Below are 20,521 nucleotides of genomic sequence, written 5' to 3' on the forward strand. Positions count from 1 at the left end.
TAATCTAACAGAACATAGGTTCGGTATATTTATATTTTATGACTGAAGAAGAACGTTTTTCAACTATTACGATTACTAAAAAGCAAAAAATGCCGATTCATCCCCCACCTATACTCCGCTTAGAGGTGAGGGTCTTCTCGGCAAAAAAGATAAAGAAGCCCAAAGCAGATATGGGTCTCTTTGTCTTTGGCAAAAAAAGAATCATGATGAAACGAAGTATAAAATTTTGCCGCCAACCTGCCCCAGTTTAACCATGAATGTTTCTGCTTCTCCGTCAAGCATGCATGAGTGTGGTCCCTATTAACTGAAACCAGCTAGAGATTTCGCATATTCGAAGGGAGCGGTCACTACTTTTAAATACATTTCCCTATCTTTGATCGAATAGAGAGGCAATTGGTGGTCATACAGCGGATGGATTTCTATTAACCACACTTTTAAGTTTTCATCTATGATCAGATCAATGGCCAAATCCGCATAATTCCCTCCACATTTATCAAGGGTTTTGCAAGCTGAGACGCAAAGATCAATCATTTCCTGTTCTTTTAAAAATACTTCCCTTTCGTTCATTTGAAAAACTTTCCTCAATGCTTCCTTTCCAGTTAAAAAGATTCCTGACCGGTCAAAGTTGGCGGTAATTTCAGTTTTGTCCCCCAAACGGGCAATGATGCCCGAACAGTTCCAATGTTTGGAACTATTTTTTTGCAGAATGACTCGGAAATCAAGGCGGTGTTCTCCATAGCTCTTGGCCGAAACTGCCTGTTGTATAAAATAGTCCTCCTGCGTTATGAAGCCGTTCAGAAATTCCGTTGCTTCTTCTTTGGAATGAAAACATTTTTCCCCCGCAGATTCGTCAACGAAACGATATCCGCCACATGTTTGATCCACTTTGAAAAGTCCCTTTTCATTGCTTGTTTCTATCGGTTTTAAATAGACGGATCCATATAAGGATAACATATGATCCAAGCTTTGAACGTTTTGCAACTGTTGGGTATATGGCAAGTGTTCGCGCAAATAAGGATATGGGGAGAGCCATTGCCATAATTCCCATTTATTAAATAAATAGGAATTGAACATATTTTCCTCAATTTTAGAAATAATTTGATCATACACTGGCTTTTTTACATCTATTTTCCGGTAGATAACGTCCGGATACGGAAAAAAACCATACTTCCATGGAGTTTCATCTTCTTTCGCAGCCGGGTCGTAGTAATAACCTTCAACCGTTTGGGCGGATGAATGGATTCTATTGGCTGCACAAATATAAATAAGTCCTCGTATGTCTGAGTAGCTGCTTAAGTAGTCCTTATACGCATTTAATGACTCAGGCGTGATATCCCGTTCTTCCTTGAAGGCCATAAAGGCAATAACCGGGCCGAGATGCAGTTTTCTTCCTTTCATTTCTATTTCATATGGAAGGTGTTCCGGCAATTGGAAAGGCAGTTTTATTGCGCTTGATAAGCCAATCGTATTTTCAGGTATGCCGCTATGAATCTCCACTTCGACTTCCTGTTTCCATATGCCAACTTGTAAGATCATCCGCCGAGGTATCACTTCCCTTTCTTCTATGATGGATTCGGGAAGAAAAATCATGTTGGCTTTTTTCTCGGAAATCCATTTAATATATCGCTTCATGACAACTCCTCCGGAAACCCAGCAAGTCTCTTGGCATAAAGCATATTCAGCAGCTTTATTCGATAAAACAGCGGACGATCGTTAATATCAAGAGCAAACAACGGACTAGGGTTTAGGTTGTTCATTTCAATGATCCACATCCTTTTCTGGGTGTCTATGCCGATATCAACGCCTAAATTTCCGCAATGTACCCCGCATTGTTCAATCCATTGTGCGGCTTCATGTACGATACGCGATATTTCTTTCCGCCACTTAAAGACCTCATCAGATGAAAGACCAAATATTTTCTGCAGCGTAATTTCTCCAACTTCGGCAGTGCCGCCCGCCAAAATATTTGTCACAATGCTGCCTTGCTGTCCGTATTTGGCCACCATGCACATATCATTCCACACACCTGCCTGGTCTTTTACCATCACGATGCGGAAATCGATTTTCTTTCCTTCGAACGATATCAGGTCAAGAGCTTGCTGCAAAATATACTTTTTCCCCTTGAATTGGCTTTTGAAGAAATCAGCCAGGCTAAAGAGATTGGAAAAGGTCATCTCATAAGGGATGCCATCTTGATGATACTGCAATTTCAGGCCATGTTCCTCACTTTTGGAAACCTTGAAAATTCTCTCACCCATGCTGCCATGAAGCGGTTTTACATAAATTTGTCGGTGAAGGTTCAAAAATGCTTCAAGATCCTGTGGCTTTTTGTAGAGAATCGTCTCAGGCAAATACTGCTTTAAGTGAGATGCTTGACTTAACCATTTATACATTTCCCACTTATTAAATACATAACTGTTAAATAGCCGATTGCCGAAAAACGTTTGAAAATGATTTCTCCAGCTTTTGTTAAGATAAATCGTTTTAAACACGGCGGCTGGATACGAATAAACGCCTGGTTCCCATTCTTTCGTGTCCGGGTTAAACATATATCCTTCTATTGTATATTTGAGAGGATCCATGCCTTCCAGTGAAAAGGCAACAATCGCTCCGCCAATGCGGTCATAATCGTATAAGTAGTTGGATAAATATTGCACGCTATCGTCCAAAATGCTCTTCTTTGATGCGGTCAGAATACCTATATAAGGCCCGATCAGAATTTCATTTCCCTCTCGCCGGATTTCGTAACGGCCACTGAGAGGAATCCTTAAGGACTCAATCATTCCAATCGATAATTTCATTTCGTTTTCGTTTAACTTAGAAGATATTTTCAGTTTAATTTCTAACGCTTGGATGCCAAAACGAAGAAACCATTTTTTCGAAGCGGAAATATTTTTTTGTTTCGCAGTGTTCGGGTGGATCGTCAAGCAGTCTTGAGCCTGCAGGTCCGGAATGATTTTATATTTCGGATTCATCGCTATCCTCCCAGCCAAAACCGGCAATAGAAGCTGAATAAAGAATAGGTTCGTAACATATCCGTCGGTAGATGCGATCATCTAATGTTTTAAATCCTTTAAAGGTTGGACGAACATTAGCTTCTATAAACCAGTAATGTTTTTGTTGATCAAGAGCAAGATCCAATCCAAATTCAGCAAAATGGAATCCTGTTTTATCCATCATTTTGCAAAACTCCATCGAAATGGAGAGAATATCTTTTCTCACTTGAGTAGGATCCACTTCGGAACCAAAGGCTAATGTTAACGCTTCACTCAACTCAAGCGCTCTGCCTCCATTGGAAATGTTCGTAATCATCTTCCCCGTCCCTGCAAGTCTGCACTCTATTCCATTACAAACCCACTGCTTCCATCTGTTTTTTTGCATCACTACTCTTATATCCCAGGGACTGCCGTCGATTCGCGCTAAATCCAAAAAAGGCTGAATGATATAATCGCGTTTCAAATATTTTCCTTCATGCAAATAATCCTCCAATTGTGATGCGGGAATCGTAAAATTGGTAAACTGTCGATAATCATGAACTTCCAGTGTCCCGTCAGGTTTGGATGTGATAATCGATATCCCTCTGCCTCTAGAAAGCTTATTAGGTTTCAGAATGACTTTTGAATATTTATGGAGGAATGCTAATAAGCTGTCAACACTTAATAATGCCGTTTCTGGCAAATATGGATTCAGCCGATCATTTTCCTTTAACTGAGTATACAACTGCCATTTATCAAACCTTACAGCATTAAATACTTCCCAACTGGAAACGTCGCTGCATTCGTTAACGAAATTATTCCTGGAATTAAATCCTCTTCGATAAACGACTGACGGCAGAGGCAATTTGCCATATACCCACCTTTTGTTCTCGTAGTTGAAGTATAGGCCATAAATACATTTTTCTGGCCAACTTATGGAGCAGTGCCTGAACGCGATGAAAAGACCCCCTACTTTTTCATAAGCCCCCATAGCATCCGTTAATTCCTTCAATCTGCGATGGTGATAATAATAATGCTGGTCACCAAGCAGAAAACCAATAACTGGACCTATATAAATTGTTGTGTCGGTATAGCGTATCTGATACGTGACAGATTTCTGAATCAAAAGCTGGTCAAACACATTTTGGGAGAGCCGGATCAGAGCTGGATTATGAAAATGATCTCCCGTACATTCATCAATGGAGGATGAAGCTTGTACTGTGATGGGGATTTCGTTTTGGCCAAATATCAGTTTGGTCTGAGTTTTCAATTTGTCTGCCAGATTTTTTGAAACATATATCGTATTTACTGAATCTTCAATCTCCCCCGTGTCCTCTCTCTCCACTTTGATCCACTTCATTTTGTTGCCCCCCTTCCGTTACATGGTTATGCATTAGAAATAACAGATAATGAAAAGCATTATTCAGAAGGTTCGATTGTGCCTCCGAATCTATGTGATGATACAAGTATGGATCTTGTTCAAAACCAGCAACGTATATGAGGTAGGGACAACCATTCTCATCAAATATATAATCAAGTGTACAACTCCCCATGAAGGGAATGTAAAAATCTAAAAATCCTCCTATTCGTAAAGAAACGTCGACTAATGTTTCCTCAATATTTTTGTTATGATAAAGGTTGCAGAGTATATCGTTTATTTTGGAGGGACAGAATGCATTTCTTGAAAATATGCCGTTCTTGGCCGTTATGGTTGTAACGGACCATTCTCCGTTTGCATCCTTTTGAAGATAGATTCTGGCTTCCAAGGGGCCGTTCTCCCATTGAAAGCATTCGATTCCCTTCATTAGAATATGTTTTTTGTTGTTCGTCATCTTTTGGATATAGTTAACGATATCGTTCTTTTCGCATATCTGTCCGTTTTGGCCGATACAAATCATGTAGTTGTCGTTCCGAGTCTTTTTGATGACCACAGCTTTTGGTGGATGGAACGTTTTTTCTGGCAGAAGAAATAGCGTATCGTACTTGTGAAGATACTCCGTTAAAGTTGCGGCATTTAATGTTACTGAGGGCAAGAGAAATTGTTCAGAGCCTGTTAAAGAGGCTAACATTTCGAAAATGATGCCCTGAACAAAACGATTAACAGGATTGATGACCATGATATTTTCCATTTTCCTTAAGTTTCTCATTTTTCCAATTTTATCTTCGGTCGAATGAAGGGCAAAATTATAAATAAGAGGGGGTAATTCGCAAAATCCTTGACTTACCTGATCTCCTTCTATGATCGTGCCGCTAATGGCCTGCTCCTCCAAATCCAGATTTTGTAATGTAAACAAGACGGTTCTTATGTTGTATTCTTCCGATAATTTGCTGAAGTGGTTAATCATTTTTGGAAAAATGTGCTGCTGTTTTTTTGCATTATATATAAAACCAAAGTCAACGGTTTCTGTTTGCACTAGTTTCACCTCTTTACTTCCGATCAGATTACAGCTTTCAATACTTTATCTTATGACTGCGTCATTTATTGGTGTATAAGTCCAAATAAATCATTTGGCATAAATAAAAAGCATTTAGGTCCAATGATGGACCTTTGCAAGCCCATTCAAGACGGAAGAGCAGAAAAGCGCGAACAGAAGCAGGCTCGATGGAAGAAGTGAAAGGATCTATATAAAAAAGCTTAACCCCCTCTATTGACACCACATGTTTAAGGAGAGCAAAAAGGCTTATTACTCCTGGGAATTCTGGGTATTAGGCATAACAATAGGCTTTTGCGGTGGGAGTACATACTGCTCTGGAATGACCGGTCCTCTGTCTTCATGGCCAGGGATCACTTTTCCCGGTGTCCATGAGCCTTCCGGCAGAATTCGTTGAGCATTATAGAAATGCTGTCCATACCAGCGTTTAAAGCCGGTGATAATCCCAATCGCTGTAGGAGCTCCACTTGCTGTACAGATTACCGCTGGGTTTCCATTGAGCTGCCCCATGTAAATCCCAACATGGCCGATGTAAAAAGTACCGTCGGGCCGCTGTTTCCACCAAGTGAATATATCTCCGGGACGAAGATTTTCCACCCCTTCGAGGCTCCAATATCCATCGACGATTTTCGTATATACACCTTCCACTCTTGTACCGATATTGTCATATTTTTTAGCGACACCAGTTAATTCAAAACCAAAGTCGCCATAGACTAATTTCGTAAACCCCGAACAATCGACAACTCCGTGGGAATGGTATGAGTTGAAGCCATGGCCATATACCGTATAGCCATGCTCCATATACCATATCGCGCGTTCTACGATTTGATCGGCCAGACTTCCCTTGATATGTTTATATGCTTCTCTATACTGAGCCACTTTCACCAATTCATTATTGACATAGTCATCATAATTCTTTTTGTATTTAGCGATCGCTTCTTCTGTTGTCAAAGATACATAGGAAACAGGCATCATTCCCCCCCCCTAAAATTAGGATTCGATGAAAAAAGGATGCTCTTCTTCATTCAAACATTTCATAATTCTTTCTTTATATGTTTTCCATTTGACCTTCTGCAAGGCCTCATCGATGGTAAAATACCCCGCATCTAAAGCATCGTCTCCTCCCGCTAATTCACCGCTTACCGGCGTCCCGAGAAAAAGTACCGTACATCTGCTGTTTTTGATATCTTGAATGATTCCACAAAATTTGGTCAAACGGACTTCAATGCCTGCCTCTTCCCTGACTTCCCTGATGGCTGCCGCCTTGATGGATTCGCCGTTTTCTACATAACCGCCAGGGAATTCCCACCCTCTTTTCCAGTTCTTAACCAACAGAATTTTGTTCTCACTATTTACAACAGCTACTGAAGCCGCTAATCTATGTTTTGGAATCGCCATTAATCTCCTTCCTTTCCGTGCAGTAACCTATGCTTATTAGATACTGTTCAAGCAGACTTATAAATAATTCCATATCCTTATAGGTAATATTCCCGATATTTGCTACCCTGAAAGTATTCTGTCCTTCGAGCTTGCCGGGGTAAATGGTATATCCGTGGCGATAAAAATAATTATGCATCTCCTGAAAATCGTAGCTAGGGATATTCGGTTCCATGATGGCTGTAATGATCCGGGAATGATGCTCTTTCTTGACTAGATGGGTTAAACCCAAGCGAGTAATGCCATTGATCAGCACTTCCCATGATTTGGTATATCTCTCATACCTCTTCTCAATCCCTTCCAGACGCGTCTCAATGATAGCCTGCTTTAGAGCATAAAGTGTCTGCACCGGAGGGGTGAATCGCATCTGCTTCGTTTCTAAAAAATATTTATACTGTGAATAAAGATGAAGATAAAAATTTCGGGGAGGAAGGTGTTTAGTCATTTCTAAATGATCCTTTTTAGCAACTACAAATGCAACACCGGCCATTCCTTGAAGATTTTTATTGGAAGACGCGGCAAGATAACTAATATTCATGGCTTCCATATCAATCGGGATCGCCCCGAAGGAACTCATGGCATCGACAATCATTTGGATTTGATATTTTTTGCATAGACGTCCAATGGATTCAATATCATTCAGGAGGCCTGTCGTTGTTTCATTATGGACGACGGCCAGATGGGAAATTTTACGTGCAGAGTTTTGAATCATCGCTTCTATCGCAGCAAGGTCCAAAGGTTCGTCTGGTCTGCTTCGATATTCGATATAATTCAACCCATATGCCTCCGCAATCTGGCACATCCTCTTGCCATACGCGCCATTATTGACAATAAGCACAGCCTCCTCACCAATTACCGAGCTCAATATTGCTTCAACGGCTGCGGTGCCCGATCCCCCGAACAAAACAGTGGTGTAATGCTCGGGGTCTGCAACAAATCTTGTGAGTTCATCGGAAATAAATTGCATTACATTGCCGAATTCTTCTTCTCTCGGACAGATATCAGGGACTACTTGCGCGTATTTAACGGTATCGGTCGTTGTCGCAGGCCCCGGATTGAGCAAGATATTTCTTTTTACCGGCGGAACATTCTTTTCTTTCGCTTTAATCATGGGATAGATATAACGTTGTGCGCGAAGTAAATGGTGTTCGTTGTCAATTTCGCACCAGGCAAGATCATCCAACTTGTGAACGTATAGATTAACTTGATTGGAAATGCCGACAAGAGCGTGTTCATAATCGAGTTTAAGGTCATCATCAAAGCTCGCTTCCGCAAAGTTGCACATGGCTTGAAAAGTAGGATAGGAGATTTTCGTAATGCCTACTAACTCCGCATAGATATGGTTGAGTTCATTTTCTTTTTTTGCCATATTTCGCAAAAAACGATATTCATCGGTCTCGATAAATACTGCGTCATCCGAACCTGTCAACTCACTCGCCAAAATAACATCCGGCCTTTTATTGTTGATTAATATATCTAACGCTTCTTTTTCATAAATTAAGTCACTCTCAAGAAGAAGAAAGTCATCAGAAATACGATCCTTTAAATTGTAAAGGGTATACATACTGCCTGTTTTTTCATATTCGTCATTACGTACGCATGTAATTTGCGGATATTGCGTAGCCAGACACTCGTAAGCTTCCGCCAAATAGCCTGTTCCAATCACGATCTTTTCGATTCCCATCTCAAGCAATTTGCAAATAGACTGTTCTACAATTGGCTTTTCATCAAGCATTAAGAAGCCTTTAGGCTGATTTTTCGTTCTTTCTCCCAGTCTGGTTCCCATTCCCGCCGCTAAAATGACTGCCGTTTTAATCATGAAGAAACACCTTCAATCTTTCTTTCACTTCATATGGCTTCATTTTCGGCCGCCCGAGACCTTCTTTGGATCCTTTAGCTATTTTCATATATAGAAACGTAAGACTTTTCTCTCTCTTCCAATCTTTGATACACGATTCCAATTCTTCAAGGTTATGAACGTAAATAGATTTCGAGTAGCCGCAAGCTGCCGCAATATCCACGAAATTTACGTTGTGTGATACAGTGCTCTGGCCGCCTGTCGAATCATGTGTGTTATTATCCAATAGAATATGCAGCATATTTTTTGGAGCGTAGTATCCATTTGTAGCCAGGCTTCCCATGCGCATCAGCAAGGCTCCGTCTCCTTCAATAACGACGATATCTTTATCTTTTTTGGCCAGTGCAAGCCCAAGTCCCAGAGAACTGACACAGCCCATGGAACCCACCATGTATAGATTATTCGGAGCATCTTCAATCTCGTAGAGCTCCCGTCCTGTTTTGCCGGTTGTAGCCAACTGAACGGTTTTGTCATCCTTTAATGAGTTGATCAGTTTTAATGCTTCGATTCGGGTTGGAAGTTGATCATCTTTCGTTTTCCCGACCTTTAACACGTTTAAGTTAGATCGTTGTTTTTGATCCTTTAACGGCTCTTTCTCAAACGTATTTTTTTTCACGACAAAAAAGAAGGTTTGGTCCCTTTCGATATATGAATGAGCTCGCACGAGTTGATTTTTTGCCTGCTCAAAGTCAGCAGATAAGTATTCCCATTTAATCTCCATAAGATCCAGCATTTGTGTTGTGATACGTCCCATCAACTCATGCTGCGGTTCATCAGGAATGCCTGGTTCGCCTCGCAAGCTTACAAATCCGAGCACAGGAATCCGGAAAGGATAATTCAGGGAAACCAATGGCGATACGGCATTGGTTAACCCTGAATTTTGCATGAGAACGACCGGCTTCTCGCCTGCCAGATAAGCCCCCGCGGCAATCGCCACCGCTTCACCTTCATTGGTTGCCGCAACGTATTCGCAATCATTAATCGCATAATTGATTAAGTTCTTTAGAAAAGAACACGGTACTCCGCTGAAGAAATGAAAGCCCATCTTTTTTAATTCTTCACCGAACATTTTAGTGTTTATCAAATAAATCACCTGCCTTTTGGAGGTCGCGGATGGTATCGATATCAAGCCATGAACCTTTGATATATTTCACCGCAATAAGGTGGAACGAACTAATGTAATTAAAAAGGTCTGCCATTGTCAGCTGTTTGAAGTCTTCTCTTTTTGATAGTTCTTCTAAAGCTTTTTTTACAATTTTAGAACCGTTTTTTGTCACCTTCCAGAGACCGATAAATTCACCATGGATTTCTTCTTCTTTCAAGTCCCCTGACATTTTGATAAACCGGACAGTGCTGGAGTAAAGTTTCTTAGAATAAGGTGTGTCGGTGGATACGAAGTCTTTATCATGACTGATGGTTTCTACATCAGCGTCTACAATGAGGGTAATGTCGTTCATATCGTTCAGAAGATCGTTGAGGATGTAGTTTTTGAAAATAATATCTCCATAGCTGATCACAGTATTCTCTTTAATTTTGTCCTTAGCTAGATATAAGGAGTAAAGTTCTTTCGTTTCCGCAAATAAATCATTGTCAATAACCGAAAAATTCGCTGCGGCAACCTTATCTTTGGCAAAGCCTCTAACCACGCAAATATCTTTGATGCCAACCTTATTAAATTCATCAATTTGCGTCGCTAGTAGGGATTTTCCTCCAACCTCAAGCAGAGTCTTTGGAATCTCTGCAGTAAGCTCATCCATATCGCCTCTGCTCGCCGCCAATATAATGGCATTCACGTTCTTTCCAGAAGCCGGAAGATATCTTTTTTCGGCTTGTTTCAATTCATCTACTCCCTGAAGCCTGAACACTTCGTCTACAGAAACAACGTTAGGCTCTATATTCACAAGGCTTTGTTCTTGACAAATTTGCCGGCTCGTTTCCTGCATCGCCTTGATCGCTGCCCTTAGATTATGATTAGCCCAAATCACGAGGCTAACACCTAATTCTCTAAACTTCTGCGTTGGAACGGAATAATACTTTGTCGGTACAATCACGACTGGAAGTCTGTTGCCCCATTCTTTCATAAATGCTTCGATCTCAGCAGCATCGTTTCTCTTGCTGTGTATCAAAATCGCGTCGGCCCCCGCCTGACGATAAGCCTCGGCGCGGCGAAGCGCCTCTCTGAGCCCCCAGCCTGCGATAAAGGCTTCCACTCTCGCAACGACAACAAAGTCATCGTCAGTCTGGCTATCCTTCATCGCTTTGATTTTACCGCAAAACTCTTCGATATCCGCAAGCGGTTGTGCTTCTCCGCTGATAAAAGAATTGGTTTTCGGAAATAATTTGTCTTCTATACAGACACCGGCAATTTGCCTTGATTCTAATTTTTTTACAAGACGTCGGGCATTATTGAAGTTTCCGTAGCCGGTATCCCCGTCCAGCAAAATCGGTATGGACGTAGCATCGCTCATAAACTCCAAAACTTCCAGCACCTGTGTCCATGAAGCTTCGTTGTTGTCTCTTACTCCCATGGAAGCGGAAATAGATAGTCCACTCGCCCAAATTCCTTTAAATCCGGCCTCTTCCACAATTTTCGCCGACAATCCATTGTGAGCCTCCATGATAAATTCCAATGAATTAGAATTGATTAGATTTCTTAACTGAGTTGTCTTTTTCATCGCCGATCCCTTTCATTTATAAAATTTCATTTTTTGATATCCCATGAAATTTGATTTAAGGCATTATTGCCCGTTTTAACTTTTGGAAGGAGTCCTGAACCATGACGCGATGAGGGATTTTAAGAAGCACGACAGAGTCCTGGTTTAAAAAAGGCTTAAGGATTTGATAGATTTCCGTTCCGCTGTTGGAAAAATGAACTTTGCCCGGATCCATTCCAAGCTCGATTGCTTTTCTTCCGATTTCCCGGGCTTCATCCCCTACGACAAACAGGTAGTCAACCTGTGTTTCCACCACTTTTTCGCCTATCCTCGCGTATTGTTGCCTTGCAAATTCGCTCTCCCCAAGCTGGGGCATATATCCCAAAATCGCGATCTTCGTTTTCGAGCCGGAGGTTTCTTGAAGTACTTCAAGTGCGGACGCCATGGAAAGAGGAGCCGCATTCCATGTATCGTCAATGATGGTGCATCCGCCCGCTCCGTGACGGAATTGCAGATGTTCTTTCATCTGTTCAAACGATGCCAATCGTTCGCAACATTCCTGCACACTCATGCCCGCACTGGATGCGGCTGCGATAGCGGCAAGGGCGTTGTATACATTAGGCTTGCCGTAACCCGGCACAAAAACCTCGTAAGTTTGATCTTGATGCTTAAGAGTGAACTGCATTCCGCCATCCACGTAGCGGACATTTTTCGCTTGAAAATGGCATCCGTCACTGAAGCCAAAATAGATGACCCGTTGAAATCCGCTAACATCGAGAACCTTTTTTATGTTACTGTCATCAGCGTTTAAGATGATAATCCCTGTCTTCGGATCTAATCCGTTTATGATTTCGGCTTTCGCCTTCATATAGGCTTCCGGTGTTTTGCAATCCTTTAAATGGTAGACATCAATGTTTAACAAGACTCTGATTTGGGGTTGGAAATATTGAATGGTGTTGGCCAAATAACCTGGGGAAGCAACAGGCATTTCAAAGACAGCTGCTTGTGTCTCATCATCAATACCGAGCAAATACTTTAAATTAAGGGATCTTTGATTATTGCTGAGAAAGGTGGATTGGACTTTATAATATTTTCTTAATATATGTTTTACCATTTCTTTGGTCGTTGTCTTGCCACAGGTACCAGTGATGCCGATAATCGGGATGTCAAAAAGATGGCGATAATAGTTAACAAACTTCCAATAGGCTTCCTCTATATTTGGTACTTTAATAATAATGACATCCTTGCCTATATCTTGGAAATAATCAGGATTGTCTGTAACAACAACGACCGATTTGTACTTTTGAAATAATTTCCTGTCAATTTTCATATCGTTGTAACGGTAAAACAGCATCGTTTGGTCTTTAATTTTTTTGGGTCGATAGGTAACATCTTTTATCAAGGGATTGCCGGATCCTTGTATGACAGTACCGCCTATCGCCGCAAGAATTTCTTGGAGATATAAACTTTTCATGTGCATTCTCCCCTTTATTCATGAAACGATGATTTTCGCCTTCAGTTCTTTAAATGAGTCCTGAACCATGACACGGTGAGGGATCTTGAGAAGCACGATCGCTTCCTCGTTTAAAAGTGGGTGAAGGATCTCATAGATTTCCGTACCGCTGTTGGAAAAATAAACTTTACTTGAATCCATTCCGAGTTCTAGGGCTTTTCTTCCGATTTCCTTCGCTTCATCCCCCACCACAATGAGAAAATCCACTTGTGTTTCGATTACTTTCTCTCCCATCTTGGCATACTCTTGCCGTGCATACTCTCCGTCCCCTAACTGGGGCATATATCCTAAAAGAGCGATTTTAGTTTTGGAACCGGCAACTTCTTTCATTACTTGAAGAGCGTTTGCCATCGAAAGAGGAGTTACATTCCATGTATCGTCAATGACGGTGCAGCCACCGAGCCCGGAATGGAACTCCAAATGTTCGATTACTTGATTGAACGACGCCAATCGCTCGCATGCTTCCTTTATATCCACCCCTGCACTCCACACCGCTGCGATGGCGGCAAGAGCATTATACACGTTATGTTTGCCATACCCTGGCACAAAGACGGGATAGGTTTGATTTTGATGACGGAGCGTAAACCTCATACCTCCTCGGTCATAGGCGACATCCGTTGCTTGAAAGTCGCATCCGTCGCTGAAGCCGAAATAGAGAATGATGTTGCGGAATTTACTCACATCAATTTTTTTGATGTTCTCATCATCCGCATTTAAGATGAGAGTTCCGTTCACCGGATCTAAATCATGCAGGATTTCCGCTTTCGCCTCCAGATAACGTTCCGGAGTTTTACATCCCACCAGATGATACACGTCAATGTTTAACAAAATCCTTATCTGTGGGCGAAAATATTTTATATAAAAAGTGATATCCCCTGGGGAGTCTACGCCCATTTCAATCACGGCTGCTCCTGTTGTCTCATCAATTCCAAGAAGATAACGATGATTTCGATGACCGCCGTTGAAACTCTTATAAGTAGCTTGGACTTTATAACGTTTTTCAAGAATATGTTTAATCATTTCTTTTGTTGTTGTTTTACCGCAGGTTCCTGTTACCCCTATAATGGGGATATCAAAAAGGCTGCGGTAATAATCAATAAACTTCCAATAGGCCTCATCTACATCTTCTACTTTTATGACAATGACATCATCGCCAAGATGGTTAAAGTCTTGTGGCTTTTCCGTTACAACGACAATAGGCTTATATTTTTGAAACAGCTTGGAGCGGATTTTTCTTTTTGTATATAAATCAATGAGCAGTGTATGATTATCTACCTTGTAGCGTTTCGTTACCACATTTTTAATGAGAGGATTTCCCGTTCCTTGCACCAATGACCCACCAATTTGAGCAACAATCTCGTTTAGATAAAGCCATTTCATATACGTTTCCTCTCTTCCTCATTTTCTCGGTGTGTAATATTGTATACATGTGATTGTGATGTGGTTACTGTATATTGGGCGGGAGCCTATTTATACGACCCGGCATTAAACAGATTTTAAGATATGATACGGCAATCAGATGAGAAAGGTTTGTGCCATTTCCCATCTAAAAATGAATTAAACACAACGTCTGCCGCAATGTTCTGAACATTTGATTTTTGGGACCTAAGTACGCTTATTTAAAACTAAATAAAAAATGGTCTACTGTATCTGCCAGTAGACCACCATCATAGATTACTTACCAAGAAAAAACGAGAATATAACCTAAAAATCGGAATAAGACTTCTGTTTCGTAAGACCATGCATATTCGTTGTTCAAATTGAACATCATGTCCATCCCCAGGTTTTCGAGCCTAATTATTGATAAAAAGGCACCTTTCAGTAAAAAAACGTTTAATATGTAGTAGCTTGGCTAAATGGAATGCATCAAAAAGGAGGGGTATTTTATGGAATTTACTCTTACAGGAGGGGATTCTTCCCTAGTCACCGTGAAGCAAAATCCTCCGAACACCCCTGTAGAAGTCATTTGTGACAATGGGTGTTGTAGTTGTAACAATAGATGTGGTCTTACTACGTTTGAAGGTGGAGAAAGTTTAACTCCAATTCCCCCAATCCCTTTGTGTGTAACATTGGCATCGTTTCCCGGTTGGCTTTTTTTCAAGGGAGGGAATGTTGGAAATTGGCCTTCTCCTGATACAATTGCATTTTGGATGGGTGGTACCACTCGTGAGATTACGTTTCAGCCCGCAGTCGCTTCTGTTAGCTTCTTTTATACTTCCGCTGTAAATGTTACTCTGGAAGCATTTGATGCAAATAACAATTTGATTGCAAGTGTAGTAGGTCCAGCCAATGTTTTTGTTTCTCCTTTTGATAAATGGAATCCCTTAGGTGTTAACGTGGGCTCCAATAGAATTACAAGAATCAGAATAACTGGTAATAGTAACCAAACAGCCATTGATAACTTGAAAGTATGCTCCGTACGTCGAACATGCTGCAAAACGCATAATCCATTCATAAACGCAAATGTACGCCAAAATGCAAATGTACGCCAACAAATCCGCCCGTCTTGGAAACCATATGCAGTGACTAAAAAACACACTTTCAAGCGGTGAACATGAATTCCAATTTTGTTATTAAACGTGTAATTCCCAGCGAAACTGCCCCTCTTTTACCAGATTGACCCCCTAATTTGAGAACATCCTATCTGATTTTAGGTTATTCATGGACCTCTCCCACCTACACTCCGTTTAGAGGTGGGGGTTTTTACCAAATTAATCGAAGAAGCTTCGCTGAAAAAGAAGGGCTCCTTCCCCTACTCGGATGAACCCATCGGAAGCCTTTTCAACGGAATAGTAAGCAACATCAGTTTTTCAAGTTTCCCATTATGAATACCGATGGACAATTCAATTTTTCCATTTTCATGGATGTTGAAGCCGTCTTTTACCTATTTCGTGTTGAAGTACTTATTTTTTTCTTATAGGGATAATGAGCGGTGGAAAGTCCTTTTTAGAGGGCTTGATGAGAGGATTATCTGACGAACATATACTTATGACACACGGCTTGAATCGAATGACTATGAAGATGGAACTTTCCTTTCGTTTGCTTTTGTAGCTCGCTTTTCGAAATTCACCTTCCGTACTGAAGGAGTGTTCCTTCGCTAATCAAAGGTACTCTTTCCAGACAAGATCTGACTCACGGTCGCAGGCGTACAGCCGCTTGTGATCTGCTTTTGATGCATGGAAAAACACCTTTTGTCCACGGAGCATAGTGGTTCCTCCTTACATTGTTCTTGTTATAGAAATATTATAGTTTTTTTGGGATAAAAACCTTCCGATTCATCTCCCTTCTACTCTTCCACTTAGGGGAGGGAGATGAATCGGAAAAAATGTTAAAAAAATGACTTATCAACACCATCTCCCGAAAAAATTTCAATAACGCTCGGGTATGGGCAGGCATTTCATCATTTATTCAAAATTTTCCCTTTATGAAACAAGTATCCAACAGGCTGTTTTGCTGAAACGTGACCTTCTTTTTGAGATGTCAAGTATGTATACAACGCTCCCATAAATAGGGCACCGCCGACAATATTGCCTATTGTAACAGGAATAATGTTATGCACCACTCCTGCTAAGTCGATCGTCGCTGGATGCGGGACTGCTAATGCAAGTGAAAAGAGGACGAAATTGGCAATGGAGTGTTCGTATCCAGAGGCAAAAAAGATAAAAACAATAAGAATCATCGAAAATACTTTTGCTATATCCTCTTTCATTTGCATGGGAATAAAAATCGCTAAACAAACAAGCCAGTTACAGAGAATTCCTTTAAAAAAGAGCTGCATCGTTGTTGCGTGCATTTTTTTCGCCGCCACAAGAAATAATAAATGGTCTTGTGGAATATGATCAAAAACACCGGATTGCGAAATAAGAAAAGCGAAAAATACAGCACCTAATAAATTACCGCTATAACATGCAAGCCAGTTCCGCAACGTATCTTTGATTGTCGTTTCTTTGTGCAAGGTACTGATTGTAAAATACATCGTATTACCAGTAAATAGTTCTGCCCCACCGTACATAATTAATACTAAAGCGATTCCGAAAAAAATACCGCTTACTAAATAAGTAGCAGGAGAATTCGCTTCACGGAAAAATTCACCTACACGAAAACAAAGAACAAGAGCAAATCCGATGTACACCCCTGCTAAAGCAGCCCGCATCATATATTGAACAAGGGAACGATCTAGAATGGCTCGTTTTTTTACAGCCAACTCTTTACATTTTTGAACTGCTTCCATCTCTCCGACACTTCTCTTTCATTCTATTTTGTGATTTTTTTCACATTCTTTACGATATATAACATACGCCCTTCCCACCTATTTTTCAACATATCGATGGAAATGTTAAAATAAATGTCAACAATTCCATTTGTAACCGTTTACTAAAAAAATAATCGTTGCAAATTCAACAATAGTTGTTCTAATATAATCAAGATATTAGTTTCCAAGCATGATCTTGCTTCTCTAACGCGCATTAATAAAAGTTTGAAACCATTCATTTTTCAAGTATGTACAAAGTTTCGAAAAAGAGGAGTGTCTTCGTGTGGTAAGAAAGCCCCATCGAATGGTTCCGATGGGGCTTTTAACTATTTCAATCAATCGATTTTTAATTCCGCTAGCAAGGGATTGATTTCGTTCATCCAAATATCCAGTCGAGATATCTGTAGTTTGAATGCATTTTTCGTAATTCTGATACGGTGACAAATTTGTGCATCTTTTTTATGAAAAACCCTTACAGCGAGACTGAATTTCATCTAGATCCGCTATGAGTTGCTTTATTTCTTCTTGTGACAATTTCACAGGCATTTGATCGTAAAGAATGAGTAGCTGTCCTTCTTCCTCATTTTCATGATTTTTCAGATAGTCGGACAGATGTTGCAGCTGATGTGGTTGGAGGACAGATTCAACCCAAAACTGTTTGAACTTTTGGATGGTAAAAACGTTCATTTCATTGTCATATTCACCGGAAATAATGCGCCCTTCGATCCATGGCATCCCTGCTTTTCCTCCAGTTTTTGTTTTTATTAGTATTTCTCGAAAATCAATTTTTATCGGAAATCATGTTAAACCAATAGAACACTTCAATCCTGATTGGCCCGTTTAGGAAATGAGAAAAGATGAGGTAAGGACCTAGAATCTGAAAAGGTCCTTCAACAGATGAAAAGCCAAAAAACCCCAGAGATATTCCCTGGGGCTCCTTTTTGCCTGTATTCGCCTATAACACAAGCAAACCATCCTGTAATGCGGAGATTTTTATATTACAAATAACAAATCCGGTTCGCTTAAATATTTTTTCAGTTCGTTTAAAGCTTTTTGTGCTAAAACCCCGTCGATTAACCGATGGTCGTAGCTGAGTGATAAAGCCATCATCGAGGCGATTTCAATCGAATCATTGACCACGACAGGTTTCTTCTCAATTCTGCCAATTCCTAAAATACATGCCTCTGGATGATGGATAATCGGCGTAAACCAAGAACCATCCGCTGATCCGATATTCGATATCGTACACGTGGATCCTGCCATTTCATCCGCTTTGATGGAACCATCTCTTGCTTTTTTCGCAAGCTCTTGAATTTCTTTGGCAATTTGAAATAACGACTTTTGGTCTGCATGTTTAATCACCGGAACGACAAGACCGCGGTCGGTGTCGGCGGCAAAGCCGATATGATATTCATCCTTTAAAATAATTTCTTCTCGTTCATCATCCAATGAAGCATTTAACATCGGATATTTTTTCAGTACAGCTGTTAACGCTTTGACCACGTATGCTAAATAGGTGAGTTTAATTTCCTCTTCATCCGCAAATGGTTTTACCCTTTGGCGATGAGACACAAGCTTTGTTACATTGGCCTCATCAAAATGAGTCACATGCGGGATCACCGATTTCGAATGAACCATGGCGTTGGCAATTACTTTTCGAATTCCAGTAAGCGGAATTCTTCGTTGACTTTGCGTGATCGTCTCTTTTTTCATTTCCTTGCCGGCTGCTGCTTCTTTTTCCGCTTCTGATTGTTCTAATTTTCGTTTGGCGATGACAGCTTCAACATCGCCTTTTAGTATTCTTCCGTTCGGTCCGGTCGGTGTCACTTCATCAAGGTTCACATTGTGTTCTCTTGCAAATTTGCGCACGGATGGTGCTGCTTTTACAAACCGGTTTGGTTGTTTTTCGTCTTCGCTTTGCTTTGCCGCGTTTCGTATGTCTTCTTCCGTGACTTTACCGTTCGGCCCGGTTGGAGTGACAAGGCGCCAATCCACCCCAAGTTCTTTGGCTAATTTTTTTACACGCGGAGTAGCTTTTCTCTCCACCAGAGCCTCTTGTGCCACTTTTGGTTGTTCTTCTGATGAGGCTGCTGTTTCATTGACTTTTTCAATGACAGCCAATACTTCCCCAACGGCCGCAGTCTCACCTCTTTTTTTTCTGATTTCTTTTACAACGCCTGACTCCGGAGCCTCAATTTCCGAAACGGCTTTCTCTGTTTGAACTTCAACGAGCGTGTCGTTTTTTTCTACCGAATCACCTTCTGAAACGTGCCAGAAGGTGATCAAACTTTCATCATGAGTATCGGATAGTCGAGGCAATTTCACTTCGATTAACATGGCTACCTCCTGTATTGGAAATCGATTTTATTCATTTACTAGTTTCATTGCTTCGTTAAAAATTTTTTCGGCATTCGGCAAGACAAATTGTTCAAGCGGACGGCTGTATGGAATTGGCACATCCGGAACGGCTAGTCTTCTGACCGGTGCATCCAAATCATACAAACCTTCTTCGGCTGCGATCGCGGCGATTTCTGCCGTCATGCCGTATGATAAATAATCTTCATCGACTACCAACAAACGATGCGTCTTTTTAATCGACTGAAGGATCGTTTCGCGGTCTAAAGGAACGAGTGAACGCAAATCGATGACTTCCGCCTGAATTCCATGTTGTTCCAGCTTTTTAGCAGCCTCTAAAGCGTGATGAGTCGTCATTTGGATGCCCACAATCGTAATGTCTGTTCCTTCTCTTACTACTTTTGCCTTGCCGATTGGCACAGTGTACGCTTCTTCCGGAACATGCCCGACGGATGCGTCCAATTGATCCATCCATCCTAGTCCTTGTAATGTCTTATGAAACATAAAGACGACTGGATTATCATCCCGGATGGCAGAAATCATCATTCCTTTCAAATCGTACGGTGTGGATGGCGCCACCACTTTCATTCCCGGCAGGTGGGCAAAAGTGGCATATAATGTTTGAGAATGCTGAGCAGCATCACTGTATCCTCCGCCAACAGCGGTCATTAACACTATTGGCAGCTTAACCCGGCCCCCTGACATATACGGAATTTTTGCCATATGGTTATAAATTTGGTCCATACAGACGCCGAAGAAATCAACGAACATTAATTCGACAATCGGCCTCATTCCTTCTGCAGCAGCTCCAATGGCAGCTCCAATAAAAGCCGTTTCGGAAATCGGTGTATCGATCACCCTTTCAGGACCGAACTTTTGAAATAATCCTTCCGTTGCCCCAAATATACCTCCGTATACACCGACATCCTCTCCCATGACAAACACGTTTGGATCTCTTTCCATTTCTAATCGAATCGCTTCTGCAATCGCTTTATTTCCCGTTAATAAGCGCTGCTTTGTTTTTTGCATTTTGATAACTCCTTTC

The 20,521-nt window shown here is 41.1% G+C and carries 16 protein-coding genes; 1 reads left to right on the forward strand and 15 read right to left on the reverse strand.

Features of this window, described 5'->3' with window-relative positions; genetic code table 11:
• Nucleotides 1-300: 300 nt before the first annotated feature.
• From AC1WMD_RS09060 to AC1WMD_RS09110, 11 genes are all read right to left on the reverse strand, one after another.
• Nucleotides 301-1,632, reverse strand: coding sequence for a YheC/YheD family endospore coat-associated protein (locus AC1WMD_RS09060; RefSeq protein ID WP_494256840.1), 1,332 nt, complete (start codon nucleotides 1,630-1,632; stop codon nucleotides 301-303).
• Entirely contained in the window at nucleotides 1,629-2,975 is a 1,347-nt protein-coding gene (locus AC1WMD_RS09065) for a YheC/YheD family endospore coat-associated protein (protein WP_494256841.1), read from the reverse strand. The genes AC1WMD_RS09060 and AC1WMD_RS09065 overlap by 4 nt, the downstream gene beginning before the upstream one ends.
• Nucleotides 2,959-4,335, reverse strand: coding sequence for a YheC/YheD family endospore coat-associated protein (locus AC1WMD_RS09070; RefSeq protein WP_494256842.1), 1,377 nt, complete (start codon nucleotides 4,333-4,335; stop codon nucleotides 2,959-2,961). The genes AC1WMD_RS09065 and AC1WMD_RS09070 overlap by 17 nt, the downstream gene beginning before the upstream one ends.
• A complete protein-coding gene (locus tag AC1WMD_RS09075; protein WP_494256844.1) occupies nucleotides 4,292-5,389 on the reverse strand; it encodes a YheC/YheD family protein in 1,098 nt (365 codons plus the stop codon). Before AC1WMD_RS09075 ends, AC1WMD_RS09070 begins: the two co-directional genes overlap by 44 nt.
• A 270-nt stretch (nucleotides 5,390-5,659) precedes the next feature.
• Entirely contained in the window at nucleotides 5,660-6,382 is a 723-nt protein-coding gene (locus AC1WMD_RS09080; protein ID WP_494256845.1) for an NlpC/P60 family protein, read from the reverse strand.
• Nucleotides 6,383-6,397: 15 nt separating this feature from the next.
• The gene (locus AC1WMD_RS09085; RefSeq protein WP_494256846.1) at nucleotides 6,398-6,805 is read right to left on the reverse strand and encodes an NUDIX hydrolase; all 408 of its coding nucleotides are present in this window, start codon (nucleotides 6,803-6,805) and stop codon (nucleotides 6,398-6,400) included.
• Complete coding sequence (locus AC1WMD_RS09090) at nucleotides 6,786-8,663, reverse strand: 2-aminoethylphosphonate aminotransferase (RefSeq protein ID WP_494256848.1); 1,878 nt, start codon at nucleotides 8,661-8,663, stop codon at nucleotides 6,786-6,788. The genes AC1WMD_RS09085 and AC1WMD_RS09090 overlap by 20 nt, the downstream gene beginning before the upstream one ends.
• Complete coding sequence (gene aepY / locus AC1WMD_RS09095; RefSeq protein ID WP_494256850.1) at nucleotides 8,656-9,786, reverse strand: phosphonopyruvate decarboxylase; 1,131 nt, start codon at nucleotides 9,784-9,786, stop codon at nucleotides 8,656-8,658. Before aepY ends, AC1WMD_RS09090 begins: the two co-directional genes overlap by 8 nt.
• Nucleotides 9,773-11,377, reverse strand: coding sequence for a phosphoenolpyruvate mutase (gene aepX / locus AC1WMD_RS09100; protein WP_494256852.1), 1,605 nt, complete (start codon nucleotides 11,375-11,377; stop codon nucleotides 9,773-9,775). The genes aepY and aepX overlap by 14 nt, the downstream gene beginning before the upstream one ends.
• A 55-nt stretch (nucleotides 11,378-11,432) precedes the next feature.
• Complete coding sequence (locus AC1WMD_RS09105) at nucleotides 11,433-12,830, reverse strand: Mur ligase family protein (RefSeq protein WP_043904394.1); 1,398 nt, start codon at nucleotides 12,828-12,830, stop codon at nucleotides 11,433-11,435.
• Between the two features lie 18 nt (nucleotides 12,831-12,848).
• Complete coding sequence (locus tag AC1WMD_RS09110; RefSeq protein WP_043904393.1) at nucleotides 12,849-14,249, reverse strand: UDP-N-acetylmuramoyl-tripeptide--D-alanyl-D-alanine ligase; 1,401 nt, start codon at nucleotides 14,247-14,249, stop codon at nucleotides 12,849-12,851.
• 506 nt (nucleotides 14,250-14,755) lie between these two features.
• On the opposite strand from AC1WMD_RS09110, the gene AC1WMD_RS09115 reads away from it, so the two are divergent.
• Nucleotides 14,756-15,421, forward strand: a complete 666-nt coding sequence (locus AC1WMD_RS09115) for a hypothetical protein (RefSeq protein ID WP_494256854.1) — start codon at nucleotides 14,756-14,758, stop codon at nucleotides 15,419-15,421.
• Nucleotides 15,422-16,269: 848 nt separating this feature from the next.
• Here the strand turns inward: AC1WMD_RS09115 and AC1WMD_RS09120 are convergent.
• The 4 genes from AC1WMD_RS09120 to AC1WMD_RS09135 all read right to left on the reverse strand — a co-directional run bounded on the left by AC1WMD_RS09120 (nucleotide 16,270) and on the right by AC1WMD_RS09135 (nucleotide 20,505).
• The gene (locus tag AC1WMD_RS09120) at nucleotides 16,270-17,100 is read right to left on the reverse strand and encodes a formate/nitrite transporter family protein (protein ID WP_043904391.1); all 831 of its coding nucleotides are present in this window, start codon (nucleotides 17,098-17,100) and stop codon (nucleotides 16,270-16,272) included.
• Between the two features lie 480 nt (nucleotides 17,101-17,580).
• Nucleotides 17,581-17,856, reverse strand: coding sequence for a hypothetical protein (locus AC1WMD_RS09125; protein WP_494256855.1), 276 nt, complete (start codon nucleotides 17,854-17,856; stop codon nucleotides 17,581-17,583).
• A gap of 258 nt (nucleotides 17,857-18,114) precedes the next feature.
• Nucleotides 18,115-19,458, reverse strand: coding sequence for a dihydrolipoamide acetyltransferase family protein (locus AC1WMD_RS09130; RefSeq protein WP_494256857.1), 1,344 nt, complete (start codon nucleotides 19,456-19,458; stop codon nucleotides 18,115-18,117).
• 27 nt (nucleotides 19,459-19,485) lie between these two features.
• Nucleotides 19,486-20,505 (reverse strand): alpha-ketoacid dehydrogenase subunit beta, encoded by a 1,020-nt coding sequence (locus AC1WMD_RS09135; protein WP_494256859.1) that lies wholly within the window; start codon nucleotides 20,503-20,505, stop codon nucleotides 19,486-19,488.
• Nucleotides 20,506-20,521: the final 16 nt, after the last annotated feature.

The organism is Parageobacillus sp. NEAU-HV-2, assembly GCF_059115485.1.